The sequence below is a fragment of the Providencia sp. UF-224 genome, from assembly GCF_058245955.1.
Genome location: NZ_JBSICC010000001.1, coordinates 284,101 through 300,296, shown reverse-complemented (window position 1 = coordinate 300,296; position 16,196 = coordinate 284,101). Strand labels below are relative to the sequence as shown.

Annotated in this window: 27 protein-coding genes; 15 read left to right on the top strand and 12 right to left on the bottom strand. The window is 40.1% G+C overall.

Annotated features, from left to right (window positions below; translation table 11 throughout):
• The first annotated feature begins 216 nt into the window (after positions 1–216).
• Positions 217–750: a GNAT family N-acetyltransferase gene (locus AC4IFO_RS01560; protein WP_490731267.1), complete on the top strand. Its 534-nt coding sequence runs from the start codon at positions 217–219 to the stop codon at positions 748–750.
• A gap of 19 nt (positions 751–769) precedes the next feature.
• Here the strand turns inward: AC4IFO_RS01560 and AC4IFO_RS01555 are convergent, their stop codons facing one another.
• Positions 770–1,183: a GNAT family N-acetyltransferase gene (locus AC4IFO_RS01555; RefSeq protein ID WP_490731265.1), complete on the bottom strand. Its 414-nt coding sequence runs from the start codon at positions 1,181–1,183 to the stop codon at positions 770–772.
• A gap of 167 nt (positions 1,184–1,350) precedes the next feature.
• On the opposite strand from AC4IFO_RS01555, the gene AC4IFO_RS01550 reads away from it, so the two are divergent.
• A complete protein-coding gene (locus AC4IFO_RS01550; RefSeq protein ID WP_490731497.1) occupies positions 1,351–1,968 on the top strand; it encodes a pentapeptide repeat-containing protein in 618 nt (205 codons plus the stop codon).
• Between the two features lie 290 nt (positions 1,969–2,258).
• Positions 2,259–2,441, top strand: coding sequence for a hypothetical protein (locus tag AC4IFO_RS01545; RefSeq protein WP_490731263.1), 183 nt, complete (start codon positions 2,259–2,261; stop codon positions 2,439–2,441).
• 316 nt (positions 2,442–2,757) lie between these two features.
• Here AC4IFO_RS01545 and AC4IFO_RS01540 read toward each other — a convergent pair whose 3' ends face one another.
• The 9 genes from AC4IFO_RS01540 to csrA form a co-directional block, all read right to left on the bottom strand.
• Positions 2,758–3,933 (bottom strand): tyrosine-type recombinase/integrase, encoded by a 1,176-nt coding sequence (locus tag AC4IFO_RS01540; protein WP_490731261.1) that lies wholly within the window; start codon positions 3,931–3,933, stop codon positions 2,758–2,760.
• 1 nt (position 3,934) lies between these two features.
• Entirely contained in the window at positions 3,935–4,150 is a 216-nt protein-coding gene (locus AC4IFO_RS01535; RefSeq protein ID WP_490731259.1) for a hypothetical protein, read from the bottom strand.
• Between the two features lie 36 nt (positions 4,151–4,186).
• On the bottom strand, positions 4,187–4,738 hold the full coding sequence (locus AC4IFO_RS01530) for a 3'-5' exonuclease (RefSeq protein ID WP_490731495.1): 552 nt from the start codon (positions 4,736–4,738) through the stop codon (positions 4,187–4,189).
• A 29-nt stretch (positions 4,739–4,767) separates the two neighbouring features.
• Positions 4,768–5,565: a DNA adenine methylase gene (locus AC4IFO_RS01525; RefSeq protein WP_490731257.1), complete on the bottom strand. Its 798-nt coding sequence runs from the start codon at positions 5,563–5,565 to the stop codon at positions 4,768–4,770.
• Positions 5,552–5,758 carry a hypothetical protein gene (locus AC4IFO_RS01520; RefSeq protein ID WP_490731255.1) on the bottom strand — a complete coding sequence of 69 codons (207 nt, stop codon included), beginning with the start codon at positions 5,756–5,758 and terminating at the stop codon, positions 5,552–5,554. The genes AC4IFO_RS01525 and AC4IFO_RS01520 overlap by 14 nt, the downstream gene beginning before the upstream one ends.
• The gene (locus AC4IFO_RS01515) at positions 5,755–6,231 is read right to left on the bottom strand and encodes a hypothetical protein (RefSeq protein WP_490731254.1); all 477 of its coding nucleotides are present in this window, start codon (positions 6,229–6,231) and stop codon (positions 5,755–5,757) included. The genes AC4IFO_RS01520 and AC4IFO_RS01515 overlap by 4 nt, the downstream gene beginning before the upstream one ends.
• A gap of 17 nt (positions 6,232–6,248) precedes the next feature.
• Entirely contained in the window at positions 6,249–7,013 is a 765-nt protein-coding gene (locus AC4IFO_RS01510; protein WP_490731252.1) for a hypothetical protein, read from the bottom strand.
• Positions 7,014–7,095: 82 nt separating this feature from the next.
• The gene (gene rdgC / locus AC4IFO_RS01505; protein WP_490731250.1) at positions 7,096–7,998 is read right to left on the bottom strand and encodes a recombination-associated protein RdgC; all 903 of its coding nucleotides are present in this window, start codon (positions 7,996–7,998) and stop codon (positions 7,096–7,098) included.
• 148 nt (positions 7,999–8,146) lie between these two features.
• Positions 8,147–8,335, bottom strand: coding sequence for a carbon storage regulator CsrA (csrA, locus tag AC4IFO_RS01500; protein ID WP_071548870.1), 189 nt, complete (start codon positions 8,333–8,335; stop codon positions 8,147–8,149).
• A 262-nt stretch (positions 8,336–8,597) separates the two neighbouring features.
• Between csrA and AC4IFO_RS01495 the strand changes: the two genes are divergently transcribed.
• Positions 8,598–9,053, top strand: a complete 456-nt coding sequence (locus AC4IFO_RS01495) for a hypothetical protein (RefSeq protein WP_490731248.1) — start codon at positions 8,598–8,600, stop codon at positions 9,051–9,053.
• Between the two features lie 22 nt (positions 9,054–9,075).
• On the opposite strand, the gene AC4IFO_RS01490 is transcribed toward AC4IFO_RS01495, so the two are convergent.
• Together AC4IFO_RS01490 and AC4IFO_RS01485 are read right to left on the bottom strand one after the other, a co-directional pair.
• Positions 9,076–9,285, bottom strand: a complete 210-nt coding sequence (locus AC4IFO_RS01490) for a hypothetical protein (protein WP_206277905.1) — start codon at positions 9,283–9,285, stop codon at positions 9,076–9,078.
• A 113-nt stretch (positions 9,286–9,398) separates the two neighbouring features.
• Positions 9,399–10,094 (bottom strand): LexA family transcriptional regulator, encoded by a 696-nt coding sequence (locus AC4IFO_RS01485; RefSeq protein ID WP_490731246.1) that lies wholly within the window; start codon positions 10,092–10,094, stop codon positions 9,399–9,401.
• A 106-nt stretch (positions 10,095–10,200) separates the two neighbouring features.
• Between AC4IFO_RS01485 and AC4IFO_RS01480 the strand changes: the two genes are divergently transcribed.
• The 11 genes from AC4IFO_RS01480 to AC4IFO_RS01430 all read left to right on the top strand — a co-directional run bounded on the left by AC4IFO_RS01480 (position 10,201) and on the right by AC4IFO_RS01430 (position 16,186).
• On the top strand, positions 10,201–10,446 hold the full coding sequence (locus tag AC4IFO_RS01480; protein WP_283027175.1) for a transcriptional regulator: 246 nt from the start codon (positions 10,201–10,203) through the stop codon (positions 10,444–10,446).
• A gap of 37 nt (positions 10,447–10,483) precedes the next feature.
• Positions 10,484–10,939, top strand: a complete 456-nt coding sequence (locus AC4IFO_RS01475) for a YmfL family putative regulatory protein (protein WP_490731244.1) — start codon at positions 10,484–10,486, stop codon at positions 10,937–10,939.
• A gap of 61 nt (positions 10,940–11,000) precedes the next feature.
• Complete coding sequence (locus tag AC4IFO_RS01470) at positions 11,001–11,177, top strand: hypothetical protein (protein WP_490731242.1); 177 nt, start codon at positions 11,001–11,003, stop codon at positions 11,175–11,177.
• Positions 11,143–11,346 carry a DUF4222 domain-containing protein gene (locus AC4IFO_RS01465; RefSeq protein ID WP_490731240.1) on the top strand — a complete coding sequence of 68 codons (204 nt, stop codon included), beginning with the start codon at positions 11,143–11,145 and terminating at the stop codon, positions 11,344–11,346. The genes AC4IFO_RS01470 and AC4IFO_RS01465 overlap by 35 nt, the downstream gene beginning before the upstream one ends.
• A gap of 8 nt (positions 11,347–11,354) precedes the next feature.
• A complete protein-coding gene (locus tag AC4IFO_RS01460) occupies positions 11,355–12,404 on the top strand; it encodes a helix-turn-helix domain-containing protein (RefSeq protein ID WP_490731238.1) in 1,050 nt (349 codons plus the stop codon).
• Complete coding sequence (locus AC4IFO_RS01455; protein WP_226616963.1) at positions 12,401–12,649, top strand: hypothetical protein; 249 nt, start codon at positions 12,401–12,403, stop codon at positions 12,647–12,649. Before AC4IFO_RS01460 ends, AC4IFO_RS01455 begins: the two co-directional genes overlap by 4 nt.
• On the top strand, positions 12,649–14,724 hold the full coding sequence (locus AC4IFO_RS01450; RefSeq protein WP_490731236.1) for a phage N-6-adenine-methyltransferase: 2,076 nt from the start codon (positions 12,649–12,651) through the stop codon (positions 14,722–14,724). The genes AC4IFO_RS01455 and AC4IFO_RS01450 overlap by 1 nt, the downstream gene beginning before the upstream one ends.
• Positions 14,721–14,903 carry a hypothetical protein gene (locus AC4IFO_RS01445; RefSeq protein WP_490731234.1) on the top strand — a complete coding sequence of 61 codons (183 nt, stop codon included), beginning with the start codon at positions 14,721–14,723 and terminating at the stop codon, positions 14,901–14,903. The genes AC4IFO_RS01450 and AC4IFO_RS01445 overlap by 4 nt, the downstream gene beginning before the upstream one ends.
• A complete protein-coding gene (locus AC4IFO_RS01440; protein WP_490731232.1) occupies positions 14,896–15,279 on the top strand; it encodes a hypothetical protein in 384 nt (127 codons plus the stop codon). Before AC4IFO_RS01445 ends, AC4IFO_RS01440 begins: the two co-directional genes overlap by 8 nt.
• Positions 15,264–15,650, top strand: coding sequence for a RusA family crossover junction endodeoxyribonuclease (locus AC4IFO_RS01435; protein ID WP_490731230.1), 387 nt, complete (start codon positions 15,264–15,266; stop codon positions 15,648–15,650). Before AC4IFO_RS01440 ends, AC4IFO_RS01435 begins: the two co-directional genes overlap by 16 nt.
• A complete protein-coding gene (locus AC4IFO_RS01430) occupies positions 15,647–16,186 on the top strand; it encodes a DUF968 domain-containing protein (RefSeq protein WP_490731228.1) in 540 nt (179 codons plus the stop codon). The genes AC4IFO_RS01435 and AC4IFO_RS01430 overlap by 4 nt, the downstream gene beginning before the upstream one ends.
• Positions 16,187–16,196 lie beyond the last annotated feature (10 nt).

The following is a 16,196-nucleotide window of genomic DNA, read 5'->3' as shown; positions in this document are numbered from 1 at the left end:
ATGTATAAGGAGAAAAAGTCAATAAGATTATAAAATATTTTTCAAATTAGATGAGTTAAATGACAATGAATTTCGGAAGGAAAATAATAAACAATTAAAACAAATAGTTAAAAATAACTAAAAATAAGGTTGTTGAGGATAAATTGATTGTCAGCATTAAAAAAATACGTATTCTAAAAGTGTATTGTGTCCCCGTAATGATGAGTATAGGAATAAATGTTACATTCAATCAGATTATCTAGCAATGATATAAACGAGAAAGAGGCTGTTAATCAGTTATACGATAAATCCTTTCCACTTTATGAGCAAAGAAGCTACCAAGGTCGAGAGTCAATTTTAGGGCTTAATGATTATCATCTTTATTACTTTACAGATAATAGTGAATTTGTGGGTTTTATAGGCTGCTGGAAAATTAAAGATTATTTCTATATTGAACACCTCGCTATTTCAGACTTGCTAAGAGGGCAAGGCTATGGGCAGAAAGTACTAAAACAGTTTTGCCTCGATGTTGGGCAAGTCATTCTTGAAATTGACCCTGTTATTGATGAAGTTAGTAGGAAGCGTCTTTCGTTTTACCAGCACTGTGGCTTTCAACAAAATGAATATGCACATGCGCACCCAAGCTATTACCCTGAAAATAAGCCTCATGAGCTAGAAGTATTAAGCTATCCACAAGCTATAGATAAAGAAACTTATCAACATTTTAACCAGATGCTACAAACAGTTGTGATGGAAAAAACGTTATTGTAAATCTGTTGATAAGACAGTTTTAGCTTGGGACGTAGCAATAGATAAGTTCTGGGTCGTTATCATCCAAGTTTTCAATACTGCCACTCGGAATAAAGCCAGCTTTCATGAAAAGCTGTTGGGTGGCTGTATTTGATTGATTTGTTGAGGTGAAAACTTTTGTTGTTGGACTTCTTTTGATCAATTGTTTTATTAATAGTAATCCTAAACCCTGTCGGCGATATAGGTCATTAACCATCAATAGTTCAATAAACCCGTGTGCAAAAAATTGCGGAGTTATGACACCGTACGCGAATATTTCTTCTTTTTCTTCCAACACGAAGCAATGGCCCTGTTTGACCCAATCTCTGATTTCGTTTAATCGAATATCTGTCGCTACGGTGTCTATCTTGTAGACAGTGTTTATGTCATTTATGGTTGCTAAACGAAAATTCATCTAATTCCCTCATCAATTTATTGTAGTTATGCAGTATAGAGCAAAATTATTTTATTTATCAATACTATCGGGAAATCAGTAAAACATGCTATCGCGCTTTTTGTGCTAGGTGTCAAGTTCCTATAAAAATTACATGGTATTATATACAGTATTGGTAGTTTCTAGGTATAAGCAATTACGAGGTAATAATGGAAATAGAAAGTCAAAGCGAATATTTAGATCAAAAATTTTGTGATTTAGAATTTGAAGATGAAAAATTTGAACATTCCCTGTTTGAGCGGTGTGAATTTATCAATTGTAACTTTACGGGAAGTCGTTTTGTCGATTGCCGGTTTGTAGAATGTACTTTTTTAAAATGTAATCTCAGTTTAATTAGTATTCCTAATTCACGCTTTTCTATTTGTGAATTTAATGGCAGCAAGCTTGTGGGGATAGACTGGACAAAAGGATATTGGCCACGTTTTGATTTTTATTCTCAACTGAGTTTCAAAAGTTGTATTCTGAGTGGCAGTAATTTTTTTGCACTTAAACTCCATGAAACACAATTTGATGATTGCCGTTTACATGATATTGATTTTAGAAATGCGGAACTTAATAAATCAGTGATAACAGATTGCGATTTATCAAATAGCTTATTTATGCAGACCAATTTAACGTCGGTAGATTTTACGGGAACGCATTCCTTTACGATTGATATTCGCCAAAATACGCTAAAACAGGCTAAATTTTCACGTTTCGAAGCATTAGAGTTACTGTATGGTTTAGATATTCAATTGGTTGATTAGGTTATTTGAATAAATAAAAATGCCCTTTGCAGGCGCAACCTGAAAGGGCAGTTATTTAATATTACATAGCATACATAAGTCCTATTTGCTTATCTTCAATCTCAATACTAATTTTGTCACTATCGGGTGTTTCAATAGTCGCCAATGAGATAAAAAAAGCAATGACAATGATGGTATATACGAGAAACATACAAACCTCCCGTAATGCTTGGCGTTAACGATACTGCTCATAAGCGTGTTCGCTCAATTTAAGAATAAATGAGTTTTTTTAATTTGGAAATAGAGAGGACGTGTTTTTTGAACTATTTTTTCACATCGGTGTGTTATATCTATCTGCGAGACTTGCTAAGCTAGAAGCTGAGCGATTAGCACAAGGAGAAGCTAAACGTATTGCTGAAGAGGCGGAAAGGGCAGAGCAGGAAGCTGCGGAACGTAAACAATATGGCCTTGGTGATAATGACGCATTGCTGTAATCGGGGATAAAAGGCTGTTTAATCGTGGCTGGGTTTTACGCTGGAATTTTACCGTGATTTTACCGCCATTTTACCCCGCTTAAAATTTCAGGCACAAAAAAACCAACTCTAACAGGTTGGTTTTTCTATAAAAAGTTGGTCGGCATGATAGGATTTGAACCTACGACCCCCGACACCCCATGACCCCGATAGCAAGCTATAAATACCATTGATTTAAAAGGAAAATAAGCCCATCGGCTGTTCGTGCAAACAGTGCTTAATATGCAAAACTTGCATTATATACATCAATTAGTTAAGTCGACTTTTACCCGGCTATTTAAGCTATTTCACAGTGTGGCACTTCAATCCAATCAACATGATTTTCGGTATAAATTTTTGTTGATTCAGCATCACTGTGGGCCATACGCGCCTGAGGGTCAAACCCGCGTTGCTTAAACATAAATGCAGCCAAAGCCCTAATTTCATGAAAGGTCGGTCTTTCATCCTGCGGTAAATTAGCAGCAACACCAACACGATCCCTTAGGGCTGAAAAAGCGCGACTGAGATAATCGGGGGCGACTTGAGTAGGATGATTAACTTCTTTGCTAATCTTGTTCGGCAAGCGAACAGGTAATCTATGTACAATATATGGGCTTGCTACGTTGTCACGACTGTTATCAATGATTTCCTTTAGTTTTTTACCAATAGGGATCGCGACATGAGATGCTTCTTTATGTTGCACTTTCTGTCTGTGGATATAGATCATGCCATAAATACCATCCTTTTCTTCATCAAACCAAACACAACCACAGGTATTATTTTTTGGGGCTTTGATGTTGTATTTGATACGAGAAACCTCAAGCCGGGCTTGTGTTGTTTGTAGCGCTAAATCCATAGCCGTACGTAACCAGGGTTCCGCTGACGCACGGATCTTAAGGAAATCATCATAGGATAATCGGCGACGTTTTTTGCCATCAACCCGTTTCATTTTCTTGCGTTCTGCTGGATTATCTAACATAAGCGACTCATCCATTGCATAGCTGAAAATTTTCTTTAGAAAGCCGACTTTTCTATTTTGAACGTTAGCTGACGCATCCGCATGAAATTCATTAATGAACCCGTTAACATGCTCAAGCGTAACCTCAATAGGTGTAATGTCATTGAAATAAGTCTTAACTCTTTCTAGATCATTAGTCCAATCATTAAGAGTACTTCCTGATGGTCGTTCATCATTAATTATGCGGGCAAACAATTTATCCAAATGCTCGGAAAATGGTAGTGATTCGCCATTTGTGCCGCCAGAATCAACAATTAATGATTTGACAGAAACAGCGCTCTCAGGACGCATTATATTGTTATATTCTCTGGCTATCGCAATCGCCCTAGCTTTATCAGCGCCCATTCTTCTTCTGACGCCATTAACGAGTGTAAAGCGATATTGTTTCTCTGCTTTATCATAGTAAAGAAAGTCAGGCAAATGCCTGAACTCTCTTTTACGCGGTCTGCCTTTCATTTTATGAAGCCCTTATTAAATCACTTACGCATAATGCAATATCAGACTCAACACCCCACTTTTCTGAAGAATAAACCCAAGCCGCGCCATCAACGATCTTTCCTCGCACTTCGCCAATCGTTACCCAGCGTTTTATGGTTCTATTGTCGGGTATTGAACCATCCTCGAATTCTCTTTTGGCCCATGCGCTAGCCTTCATAAGTTTTCCACTAGACATAATTATCTCCACATCTGCCGCATACAGATTTAAAAATTAAATATCGTCGTTAACTGGTTTAATTAAATACTGGTGGATAATAGACACATATTTAGCCTGATGAATTGCATCAGCTAACGCATTGTGTTGTTCACCTTCGAACTGAAGTGTTTTCTTTGGATCGATGCCAGCATTACGGCCTAGCTCTACAATCGTTCTAACACAACGATTATTCCAATGTTTCCAGAACGGCTCTAAATCAACGGCAATATAAGAATTACGAAGAATGACGTTATCGTAATCAACACCATTTCCCCACACTTGAACATCTTCAGTTAAAGCGTCCTCTGCAAAGCAGTTAAGATCATGTAATGCTCTACGTAAATTAACTCCGTCAGCAACGATGGCAGATCTAGCCTCACTACTTTGTTTCATCCACCAAAGTACTGTACCAGCATCGATATGAAGACCTGCACGTTCACAGCTTCTTAAATCAACAACTTGGTAAAATGTAGACCCAATCTCACCAGTTGAAGGTTCAAAAGCTACTGCACCAATAGAAACAATGGCTGCATTGTTATGCGTGCTCATTCCCTCTAGATCTACCATTAAGTGTTTATATTTCATTAAATTTCACCTTAAAAATTTAGCCACAGGCATTCGGTGCGCTTTACTGAGCCTGCATGACCGTTTGCTGCTGTTGTCTTTATTTCTTTTCGCCAGCTCGAGAGTTGGCCGTTATATAGATCGTTGTCATAACCACAAATGATAACTTTTCCTGAAAGCTGGCCAGCGACAGTAATTAATTGCTGGTGACCCCATTCATCCATTTCGTGCCGATATGTTTCGCTTCTCATGCTCCTTGTTTCATGCAGATAAGGCGGATCAATAAAATGTAAGGTGCTGGTGGTATCATGGTCTTTCATGCACTGAACAGCGTCACGATTCTCAATTAATACCCCTTGCAATCTGTCCACTACAGCGAGTAGGTTTTCTGGTGCTCGCGTCCATATCTTTTGTGCTGTCGCTGACTTACGTTTAGTGTCCAACCTAAAACCTGTTTTACCTTTTGTTGCACCTGCACTACCAAAACCCATAGTTGCACGCACAATTGTTTTACGCGCTCGTTCAATAGGGCAAACTGAAACATCATAAGCACAATTAAACTCAGTGCGTGAATAGGGCGTTAATAAGCAAGCATCGATGAGTTTCTCAGCCTGGTCTTTATCACGTAGAACGCGAAACAGATTTACTATTTCATCATCTAAATCGTTATAAACTTCAGCTTCCGAGCGAGGTTTACGCAAAAGAACCGATGCAGCACCCCCGAAAGGCTCAACATAACAACGATGATCAGGAAAGTGACTAATCACCCAAGGGGCAAGTCGAAACTTGCCGCCGTGGTAGCGTATAACTGGGTGTTTAATGTTGCTCATCTACTTCGTCCCATTCACACCAAGCACACTCTCCATCAGCTTCAACTACACCAGTATGTTTGCAATTTTCACAGGTGACTTTATCCCCAGAATAAAGCCAATCATCTTTCCCATTCTCAGTTTGTACTTGTGCTGATTCATGAGCGCATTTAGGGCATTCTCCAAGCCATGGGATGTTATTAAAGGTTTTCATGGCAAATCCCTCAATGACTCGTAAGTTAATTTCATTTCTTGATAAAGCTTTTCACCTTCACCAGCATCGTAGAGGCCTTTCCATTTATCCCAATTATCGATAACAGTAGACCATTGGGGTGAGCATGCTTTCATTTCATGTAACTGGCTTGCGAATTCAGGTACAGCCATCAGCAATCGAATGCAGCGGCCTAAATCAGCAGGATCCCGAGGGTAATTATTTGAAGCATAAAACTGCCCTGAAAGAACGGAAGCTATATATTTGGAGCTCAAACCTACATCATCACTAGCAAGCCATGCAGTAAGCCCCATACTTTCAGAAGCTTTAACAAGCGGCTTTTTGAATTCGTCACAAACCAAATTTGCGGCCTTAATAATGGCATTCATATAACGAGGTTCAGCAGGTATGCCGGGTATTTGTTTTTCTATTTCAGTAGAAATAGCGGAAATTAAATTAATTTGGCTAAGTTGCATAATTAAAACCCTCTTTATTAATTATCATTGCAGTAGCAAATATCTTCTGGTGATTCATCCCAAACTAATAAGCTGCCGCCGTAATAGAGGTTCAAAATTAATTTATCGAAAGTGGAGTATGGTTTTATTATGTTTTTCCCTAAAACTTTACCTTTCACTTTGCCACTAAACAGCTCATACACTTTATGACCTTCATGCAAAAGTAATTCACTTCCATAACCATCAACTCGGACATCACCTAGATGGAATCTATAATCACATTCGCTTTCTCTTATTGAGCTATATGAAGATGTGGCCTCATCTGGGTGCAAGCTAACAAAAATAGATCCGTCACGTTCATCATCAAAAAATACCTGTGGAGAATCCCAGCCACTTTCCATGGCATCGCTAGTGTTGTCTTTGATAAACGCCTCCCATAGATCAGAAGCTTTAATGTATTTAGGGCACTCTTCGTCACTTGTGAAATCTTTTACTAAAGCGGCAACCTTTTCCTGTAAGTCGGTTTCGATTCCTGAGTTTTCCCAAGAGTTACGCATTTTTTCAGTAACCAGCGTGTTGTATTTTTTCAAATCAACAATATCTTCTATGCTGGTTGGTAGGGCGTTTTCCATTGCTTCTTTAAATGCTTTACCGAAATCACCATAGGAACGAAAGGCATCATCAACAACACTGGTAAATAATTTAGTGATACCTTTATCAATAATTTCTACGGCCTGTTCGCTATTTGCAAATTCAACGCACCGCTGAGTTAATAACTCACTTAACGTTAGTTCTTTCGACATAATTAATACTCCACGCAATATTTAGATAATAAGAGTCCGTCTCTTAATAAAGAGAATTAATTCCTTGGTGTTGGTTAAATAGTTACTCTGTTTTTTCTTTGTATTTTAATAATTCGATTAATAACTCGATGGTATTAACCATGTAAAACATAAATACAGCATTTGTGTGTCGATATCGAAAAACTTTATCTCCGTCACAGTCTATTTCTATTAACGGTTTGATATTTTTAAAATCAAAATCATCTGTAAGTTTAAAGCTAATATCAAAGGTGCTTAATTCAATTAAACAAACTTTAAAATGATTATCAATTGAATCTTTAACTTGCTCACGGATTAAATTAAGTTCAGCATCATATTTTAAGGTTTCTAGCTTTTTATCAAGCTTACGTTGTAGCAAAAGGAAGTTACCAGGATAAAGGTCATGACCGAAGCATTCTGCTGGTGGTTGATTATCAATGTGGTTAGATAACCGTGTTGTAATTCCATTTTTTGCATCATCAATGTGAAAAGTTTCAGTTTTTACAGTACCGCAAGCTTTCACCAAACTGCCTAATAGCGCTTGATGGTCTGGCTTTCGCGTTGTAGACACAAACAGGAAACCCTTTTTAACGTGGTAAAGAGCAGTGATTATTTTTGTTTTAGTCAAAGCAACCTTTAGCATTTCTTCTATTGCAACATGTTTTAGCTCTGCTTCAAGAAAGTCATTGATACCTTGTTCTTTCAATTTTTCAATGCGTCTATTAACCTCAAAGGCGATAGCCGCTTTAGGAAGTATCTTTTCATCAATACGAAAAGTAATAATATAGCCACCTTCAATTGGTGTAACTAATTCACCTGTGATTTTATTAGGAATAAAACCATAGCTAATAGAATGTGACTCTAAAATATCAACAAAGGGTAATTCTTTTAAATGATTTTCTAAAGCTTCGGCGCTGGGTAATTCAGCTTTAAAAATAACACAGCTAGTAATTGGAAAACGTTTCATTTGTTTTTTCCTCGAATATAATTAACTCCACACAATAAATAAGACCACTGACAAATAATGAATATATTTACCTAGTATGAACACTGAATATCAGTGGCCTTATGTATTACGAAAAAGGGCGGTGCGATACCGCCAAAAACTACAAAGGTCAATCACTAGCAGTGGCAATACTATTTTCAGCTAAGATACGCTGATAAATTTCTTCACGATGTACAGCAACATCTTTTGGGGCTTCAATACCAATCCGCACTTGGTTACCATTCAGACCCAAAACAGTGACTTTAATATCATCACCAATCATTAAAGTTTCACCGACTCGACGAGTTAAAATAAGCATTCCCATACTAAGCACTCCACACAGTTTATAAGGTTGCCTGAACTAACTTATCCACATCAGGCGGCTGTGGTTCCCGCTATTCCACAACAGAAGGAACTTTGATATATTTCCCTTACCACAACAGAAAAAGGAAATATAAATGTCAACTTACGAAGAAAAACAGCTACCTAGAAAACCTGCGCCAGCTCATAAACCAGATGGTCAGGTGCCCAGGAAGCCAGCACCAGCACCAAAGCCACCCCAAAAATAAAGAGGTATTACCATGAGCCACCAAGATCCAATCTTCACAATTACTAGTTCTTACTACCTAAATGAAATGCAAAGTGTTCTTTTAGGTCGGATTGATAAATTTATATCAATCACGCTTTTTGTCCTTGGTGGCTCAGTAATGCTTTCTTTCTCAAGCCTATTTATTATTGGTGCCTTAATTTCTATTCTTTCCGCGCTCCAGTTCTTTTTGCAGTTTAGTAAGCAATCAGACCTTGCAAATGAGCGCTCAAAAAAATACCTATCTTTACTTCATAATTCAGAGACTATCTCTGAAGAAGAACTCCACCTACGATTAGAGGAATTATTAAAGACTGACATTCCTGTTTTCGGTGTTCTATACAACCCTGCGTATAAAAGGGCTGCTATAAAGCTAGATAGAGTCGATGAAACCGTACTGACTAAATCTGAGTCTATAGCGGCTTGGCTTGCTGGTGATCTCCCTCGGTAATACCCCACACAATTGAATTTAGTTAAGCACTAACAGTAACTGCACACATATCCAAGCACTCTGCAATTTCTTCGTCGAGTTTTTCGAGTTTAGATTGCAGCTCATCACGTTCATTGCGCAGTTTTTGCAGGTTGTTAATTTGTTTGGCTTTTTCTAGTATCCACTCGCGCACATCATCCTGCGACATTGGCACACTGAAAGTAACGATTGGTTCATTTGAATTGGTTTGCATGAGTTTCTCCTATTTCTTGCGTGAAATAAGAATGCAACTAAAAGTAGATAATGTCAACAACTAAAAGTAGAAAATTTTAACGAAAAAAAACTGGCAATGGCCAGTTCTTAGTTTTAAGCGAAAACTTTTAAGCTCATGGGGAGGCTTCTTAATAATTTTCCATGAAAATACACCTCAAACATTTCATGCTCATCGAGATAGAATGGAGGGTAAAAGTCATTATCTGAGATAACCGCTAGCTTTCTTCCTTTAACTCTTTGTAAGCGCTTAATAAATGTTGAATCTTCAAAGTTAAAAACGTATATACCATCGCCAGTAAAGTGGCTTATATTTGTGTCGACGAATAGGAGATCTTTAGGGTTTAGAGTGGGAATCATACTATCCCCATCAACATTTATAATAACTACTCCATCTAAAGTAGTTCTTCCAAATAGCTCGTATATTTTATCTGTTGGGATTTCAATTGAGCGTATCACCTCAGGAAAGGGGTTGTTAATATAACCGTGCCCAGCTGAGGCAAATACTTCAACCTGCCTTACTGTAACAGTGTCAGATGTCTTATCTTCTACTCTTGGTAAGCCGCCATCTATCTCAACACCATAATCTAAGTAGACAGCCGTTGATTTCACAGCCCGAGCCAATAATTCCATCTTATCATCTCTAGGTTTGGCAGAACCAAGGGTATATCTTCGCGCCATTTCATACGACACGCCTAGTTGTTCTGATAATTGCTTAACATCGACATTAGCGTCAGACATTCGCTCAGTAAGCCTTTCGGCAAATTTAGAGTATTTTGCTTTTTCTACCATAAGTAGAAGTCTATCGCTCAATTTAGTGACTGTCATTTCTATTTTAAGTTGTTTTTATTCTCTACTTTAAGTAGTATGTTTTTACTACTTATCGGAGAAAGAAGTTATGCATCAAGAAAATATTACTGAAAAAGCTATTCGGGCTGTTGGTGCGCCTTCAGTTGTTTCCAGAATGTTTGGGTTTGGCTCCCCGCAATCAGTATTTAACTGGATAAAGAAAAATAAGGTTCCGGCAGAACGAGTGATTCAGCTTTGCAAGTTAGCTGGCTGGGTAGTATCCCCTCACGAACTAAGGCCGGATCTTTATCCTAATAAATCAGATGGTTTACCGAACGATACCAAAACCAACTAACTGAGTTAACTACCAACAAAACAACGGAATTGTAGATATGTGCAAACAAACATTAAAAGAAGTCGTGAAAGAGATGTGTAAAGCATACCCCGGTGGACGTTCAGCGATGGCTGGTGCATTGGGCATGACAGAAACCACGTTCAATAACAACTTGTACGAGAAAAACGGCTGTCGTTTTTTTGAGCGTGAAGAGCTTGAGGCGATGGAGGATTTATCTAACACCTCATTTCTTGCTGGGTATTACGCAAACAGAAGAAATTTGCTGCTGGTGGAAAAGATAAGCCCAGAGGATTTAGACGAACCCGAATTATTCAAATTACAAACTCATGCATCAACAACTCGCGGTGAGTTAGTTGTATTTATTGGTAAAGCATTGGAAGACGGTGTTGTTGATAAGCATGAAGAAAAACAAATTCTGACCATGTTGGATAGGGCAATCGCAAGCACTAGAGGGGCTATCAATGCGCTCATTAAATTACATAAGAAAGGTTGACGCCCCAGATATGCGGTCCGAGGCGTCGGGTGCTAATAACAACTTGTGTGGAGTAACTAGCATGAGCAGTGTAACGAATTTACGGGGTAGAACGCAAGTACGCGCTTCAATCCGCGATAACCGTTTCGTCTATGAGATTAAATTACCAAATGGTTACCAAGAAACCAACTACCCATTTATGCAGTGGTTGGTAGATGAATTTAATGCCAATTGCGGGAGAGGGGGTCATGTCCAATGAAGATGCCAATAATCTCAATCGCATTTATCTGGATAAGCGCGGTATTCGTGTTCGTGTCATACGTTATGACCGAGTCAAGCAGTGGGTCATTTTCATGCGTGACGGTTATGAACATGAATGCTTCGCCCCTTTGTACAGATTTAAAGCTGAATATACACGAGTCGAATAGGTAACAGCATGAGCGTAAAACTATCAAGTTATGTATGGGATGGCTGCGCAAGTGCAGGTTTGAAAATAACCTCTGTTGCGATTATGGCCCGCCTTGCCGATTTTTCAAATGATGATGGAGTATGTTGGCCATCGGTACCGACTATTGCTCGCCAAATAGGCGCGGGTGAAAGCACTGTGCGTACGGCAATTAAAAACTTAGAGAAAGCGGGTTGGTTATCAAGCGAGAAGCGTCGCAAAGGTAACCGCAATGCGAGCAATATCTATCAATTAAATGTTGATAAATTAGCCTCAGCCGCAATGGCTGCACTTTCTCAACCGTCAGTTTCTGATACGTCAAATCCTGACGCATCAAAATCTGTTGCATCGAAATCTGTCCCGTCAGAATCAAGCAAAAATAATCATTTTGACCCGCCAGAATCTGGGGGCGATCCGTCAGTAACTTCAATACATGATCCATCAGTAACTAACTCTTCGTCGCAGAATTCTAACGAATCCAGCGACCAGTCAAAAACTGATTTTTTAAATCGTTACCCAGAGGCGGTGATTTACAGCGCTAACTTCCAGAAATGGGGCTCAGCTAATGACCTCAAATGTGCGGAGTGGTTGTTTGAGCGCAAGTGCGAGGTGTTCAAAGACTTAGGGCTCAAAGCTCCTAAGGAGCCTAACTACATCGATTGGGCAAACGAAGTTCGCTTAATGGTCAACGTTGATGGGCATAGCCACAAAGAAATTTGTCAATTCTACAAACGCGTTATCCAAGATGATTTTTGGAAGAAAAACGTTCAGTGCCCAAGAACACTGCGCAACCAATGGGACGACCTCACATTACGCCTCGCTGGTGAGCAAAAAGTTAAGGTCGATGCTGTTGAGCGTGATGAAGCATTTACAAGAATTATTGGTTCCCGTTCAAAACCTCAAAACCGTACTGAGGAAATCGCAAGTGAACTGGCTGGGAAATCGGGTGTTCGTCGTATGACTGATTTTGTAGGGCGCAAGGCATGGGCAGGTATTTGGCAGCAGGCAGCAGAGCAAGCAGCGAGAGAGGTGACAGCATGATGCGTAGTGAAACTAAAACAATCTATGGCGTTGACGTGCTAGGCATGATTGCCATGTTCAAACAGCTACGTAAATGGCGCACTATCCGCAAGCTTCGTAACAGATGGAATCAATCTCGTCGTGATTTAGTGACTTGTAGGAAGTTTCGCCACTTAAATCATCATGCTGACCATTTTCAAGTTCAGCAGCGTTATAAGCATATGCGCGAGTATGTTAAATCCCACCAGCAGCGGGGTGCTATCTAATGAAATTAACATACGGATCGGTGTGCTCTGGCATTGAAGCGGCAAGCGTGGCTTGGGAACCATTAAACATGAAAGCCGAGTGGTTTAGTGAAATAGAGCCATTCCCTTGCGCTGTATTAAATCACCACTGGCCAGAAGTTAAAAACCTTGGCGACATGACCACTATTGCTGGAAAATTGAAAGGTAGTGAAGTAACTGCACCTGATGTGTTGGTTGGTGGTACTCCATGCCAAGCGTTTAGCGTAGCGGGTTTGCGTGGTGGTTTAAGTGATGAGCGCGGGCAATTAACTTTATCATTTGTTGAATTAGCGGACTGTATTGATGAAATCAGAGAAAAAGACGGCAAAGAGCCAGCAATCATCGTCTGGGAAAATGACCCCGGCGTCCTCAGCAGTAAAGACAATGCCTTTGGATGCTTTCTTGCTGGACTTGCCGGGGAAAGTGAAGAACTTAAGCCAACAGGGGAAAAATGGTCAAACGTTGGTTATGTGTCTGGACCACAAAGAGCTGTTAGCTGGCGGATCCTCGACGCTCAATATTTCGGAGTGCCCCAACGCCGTCGTCGTGTCTTCGTTGTCGCAACTGCTAGAAAAGACATCAGTGTCCCAGAAATATTATTTGAGCAAGCAGGCGTGCGAGGGGATATTGAGACGAGCGGAACGCAGGCAGAAGCAATTACCAGTGATGCTGGAGAATGCCTTGCAAGCGGCAATCAAGCAACAGGAACCATCTTAGCAAATTGTGGTGCTAAACACTGGCTAGGCAACCAAGAGGCATTCACGGGTGATTTCCATATCATTAATACATTCCGATTACAGTCATTTGGTCAATATACACCTGATGATTCAGCATCAACACTAAGAAGCCGTGACGATAAGAGCGCGACTGATTTAATTGTCTTTAACCCACAAGCTGGTGGAAAAACATCATCAACACTGGGTGCTAGTTCTGAAACGGTAGGTTGTTTGCAAGCGTCTCAGATCCCCGCAATTTCTTTTGCTGAAAATAATCGAGGAGAAATTAGACTAACTAATGGCGATGGTCAAATAACTGGCCCATTAGCTTGTGGAGGTGGAAAGCCAGGGCAGGGGTATCCTGCTATAGCATTAGCTGGCAATACAATTGGTCGCAAGCCTGAAAATGGTGGCAATGGAAATGGCTACAATGAAGGCGATATATCATACACATTAACAAAAGTAGATCGCCATGGTGTTAGCATTAATAACATCGTACGTAGATTAACTCCCATTGAATGCGAACGTTTGCAAGGCTTTCCTGATAATCACACTAAAGTACCTTTTAAAGACAAATCTATTGATGATTGCCCTGATGGTCACCGTTATCGCGCCTTGGGTAATAGCATGGCAGTACCGGTTATGCGCTGGATCGGTGAGCGTATTTGCGATGCTGTAGAAAAAGCCACTCCAAAAATTGAGTATGTTAAAAAACTTAATGCGCTAAAAGCAAAGCAAGCACATGAGTTAAAAGAAGTTGGTGATCAGTGGCGTACTCCTGATGAGTTGTTTTGGGGTATTAACGCTAAATTCGGTCCACTCACAATTGATCTGTTTACGGATGGCGAAAACAGTAAGGTGCCACATTTCTACACCGTAGAAGATAATGCACTTACTCAAGACTGGTCGGAAAAGCTGAAAGAGATTGGTGGTGGCGCTGCATTTGCTAATCCACCTTACTCCCGTAGTTCTTATCACGAAAAACAAGCAGTCACTGGTGTTGGTCACATAATTAATCATGCTTTAGCGATGAGAGAAAAAGGTGGTCGATACGTCTTTTTATTGAAAGTAGCAACGAGCGAAACATGGTGGCCTGACCACGCAGATCACATTTGTTACATCAAAGGACGAATTGGTTTTGACGTTCCGAAATGGTTTAACCCAGCAGATGAAAAACAAAAGCCATCAGGTGCAATGTTTGCCGGTGCAATAATTGTTTTTGATAAAGAGTGGGGCGGCGAGAAAACAGGCAACATTCAACGTAAAGAATTAGAGCAAATAGGCAAGTTAGCTATCGAACAGGCGCAGTGGTTAGCTAAAAAAATGGGGGTGGCAGCGTGAATAACGCAATGATTGAGATTCACCCTTGCAAATGTGGCAGTGAAGATCTGCACATTTTAACTCTCGAATACCGTACTTGGTTTTATGTTTATTGTCATAGCTGTGGGGCGAAAGGCCCTGCAGTAAATGATAAGCCATCAGCAGTAGCAATTTGGAATAAGGTGGTGACAAATGGCTAGCAACAAATGCATGTTCTGTGGTGGCAATGCTGATTTGCTTTGTGATGGCGTTATTTGCTACATCGGTGAGCGAAATGATAGCGGTGTATTATCTCGATTCTCATCGGCTTACACTTGCGATGCTCCTATGTGTGCAAGTTGTTCCACTTTCCATGGAAATCTTCACTGGTGCAAGGGACGCTCAGGTGGTTGTGAATCAATTGATTATTGCCCTATTTGCGAAAGTCAGGAAATAGGCTTTGGTCGCCATTATATATTTGATGACATTGGGCAGGTTAAAATTTATCGCCAAGCTCACTATGCCAAGTTCAATTCAGCTAAAGGTAATCATTTATCTGTTATCCGTGGTGGAGGTCAAATATGTCTGGATCTTTAAGCCTTGTCCTACCTTTTCCACCAAGTGTTAATGCTTGCTGGCGGAATATCAACGGTAAAACGTTAATCAGTGCAAAAGGGCGTGCGTTCCGGGCTAGTGCAATAGCTGCTATTTATACCCAATTAAGGCCAAGACCTAGGGTAATTACTGAAAATGTATCCGTCATTGTGAAGATGTTCCCACCCACTTATCACAGAAGGGATATTGATAACTATCTAAAAGCACCATTTGACGCCATCACCCATGCCAATATTTGGAAAGACGATGAGCAAGTTAAGCATGTTGATATCACTTGGTGTGAAGTAGTAAAAGGTGGTCGATTTGAAATTGAGATAAGGCCCCTCAATGCTGAAGTGGAGAAAATGTCATGAATCACCAATGGATATTAACCCCCATCATTATTCCTGAAGTTAAGGCAGTCATGTTTAGACCAGGAGCAAGCCTAAATTTGTTTAATGACCGGATGCTGATCACAACACTGCCCGCTGAATTAAAATATCAACCGTCGGGGCTTATCTCTCTTCCTAATCAATATTTCAGCGAACAGTATAATGATGTCCGGCTATCAAAAACTGTATTAAATTTAACCATCGACCCCGAACCACCAGCAAGCGTAATGCTAAAACCAAAGCCCCAGCGCTGGACTAATGATAAATATCTGCAGTGGGTAAAATCACAGTCGTGCTGTGTCTGTGGCGCCACAGCGGATGATGCTCACCATTTAATAGGTTACGGGCAAGGTGGAACAGGCACTAAAGCCCATGACTTGTTCACTATTCCATTGTGTCGCATTCACCACAGCGAGTTGCATAAGGATCCAAACGGATGGGAAAGGGAGCACGGTAGCCAGTTAATTTTTTTAATTCGATTCCTAGACCGTTCAGCGGCACTAGGTGTTTTCGGTTAACGTAGGGTGC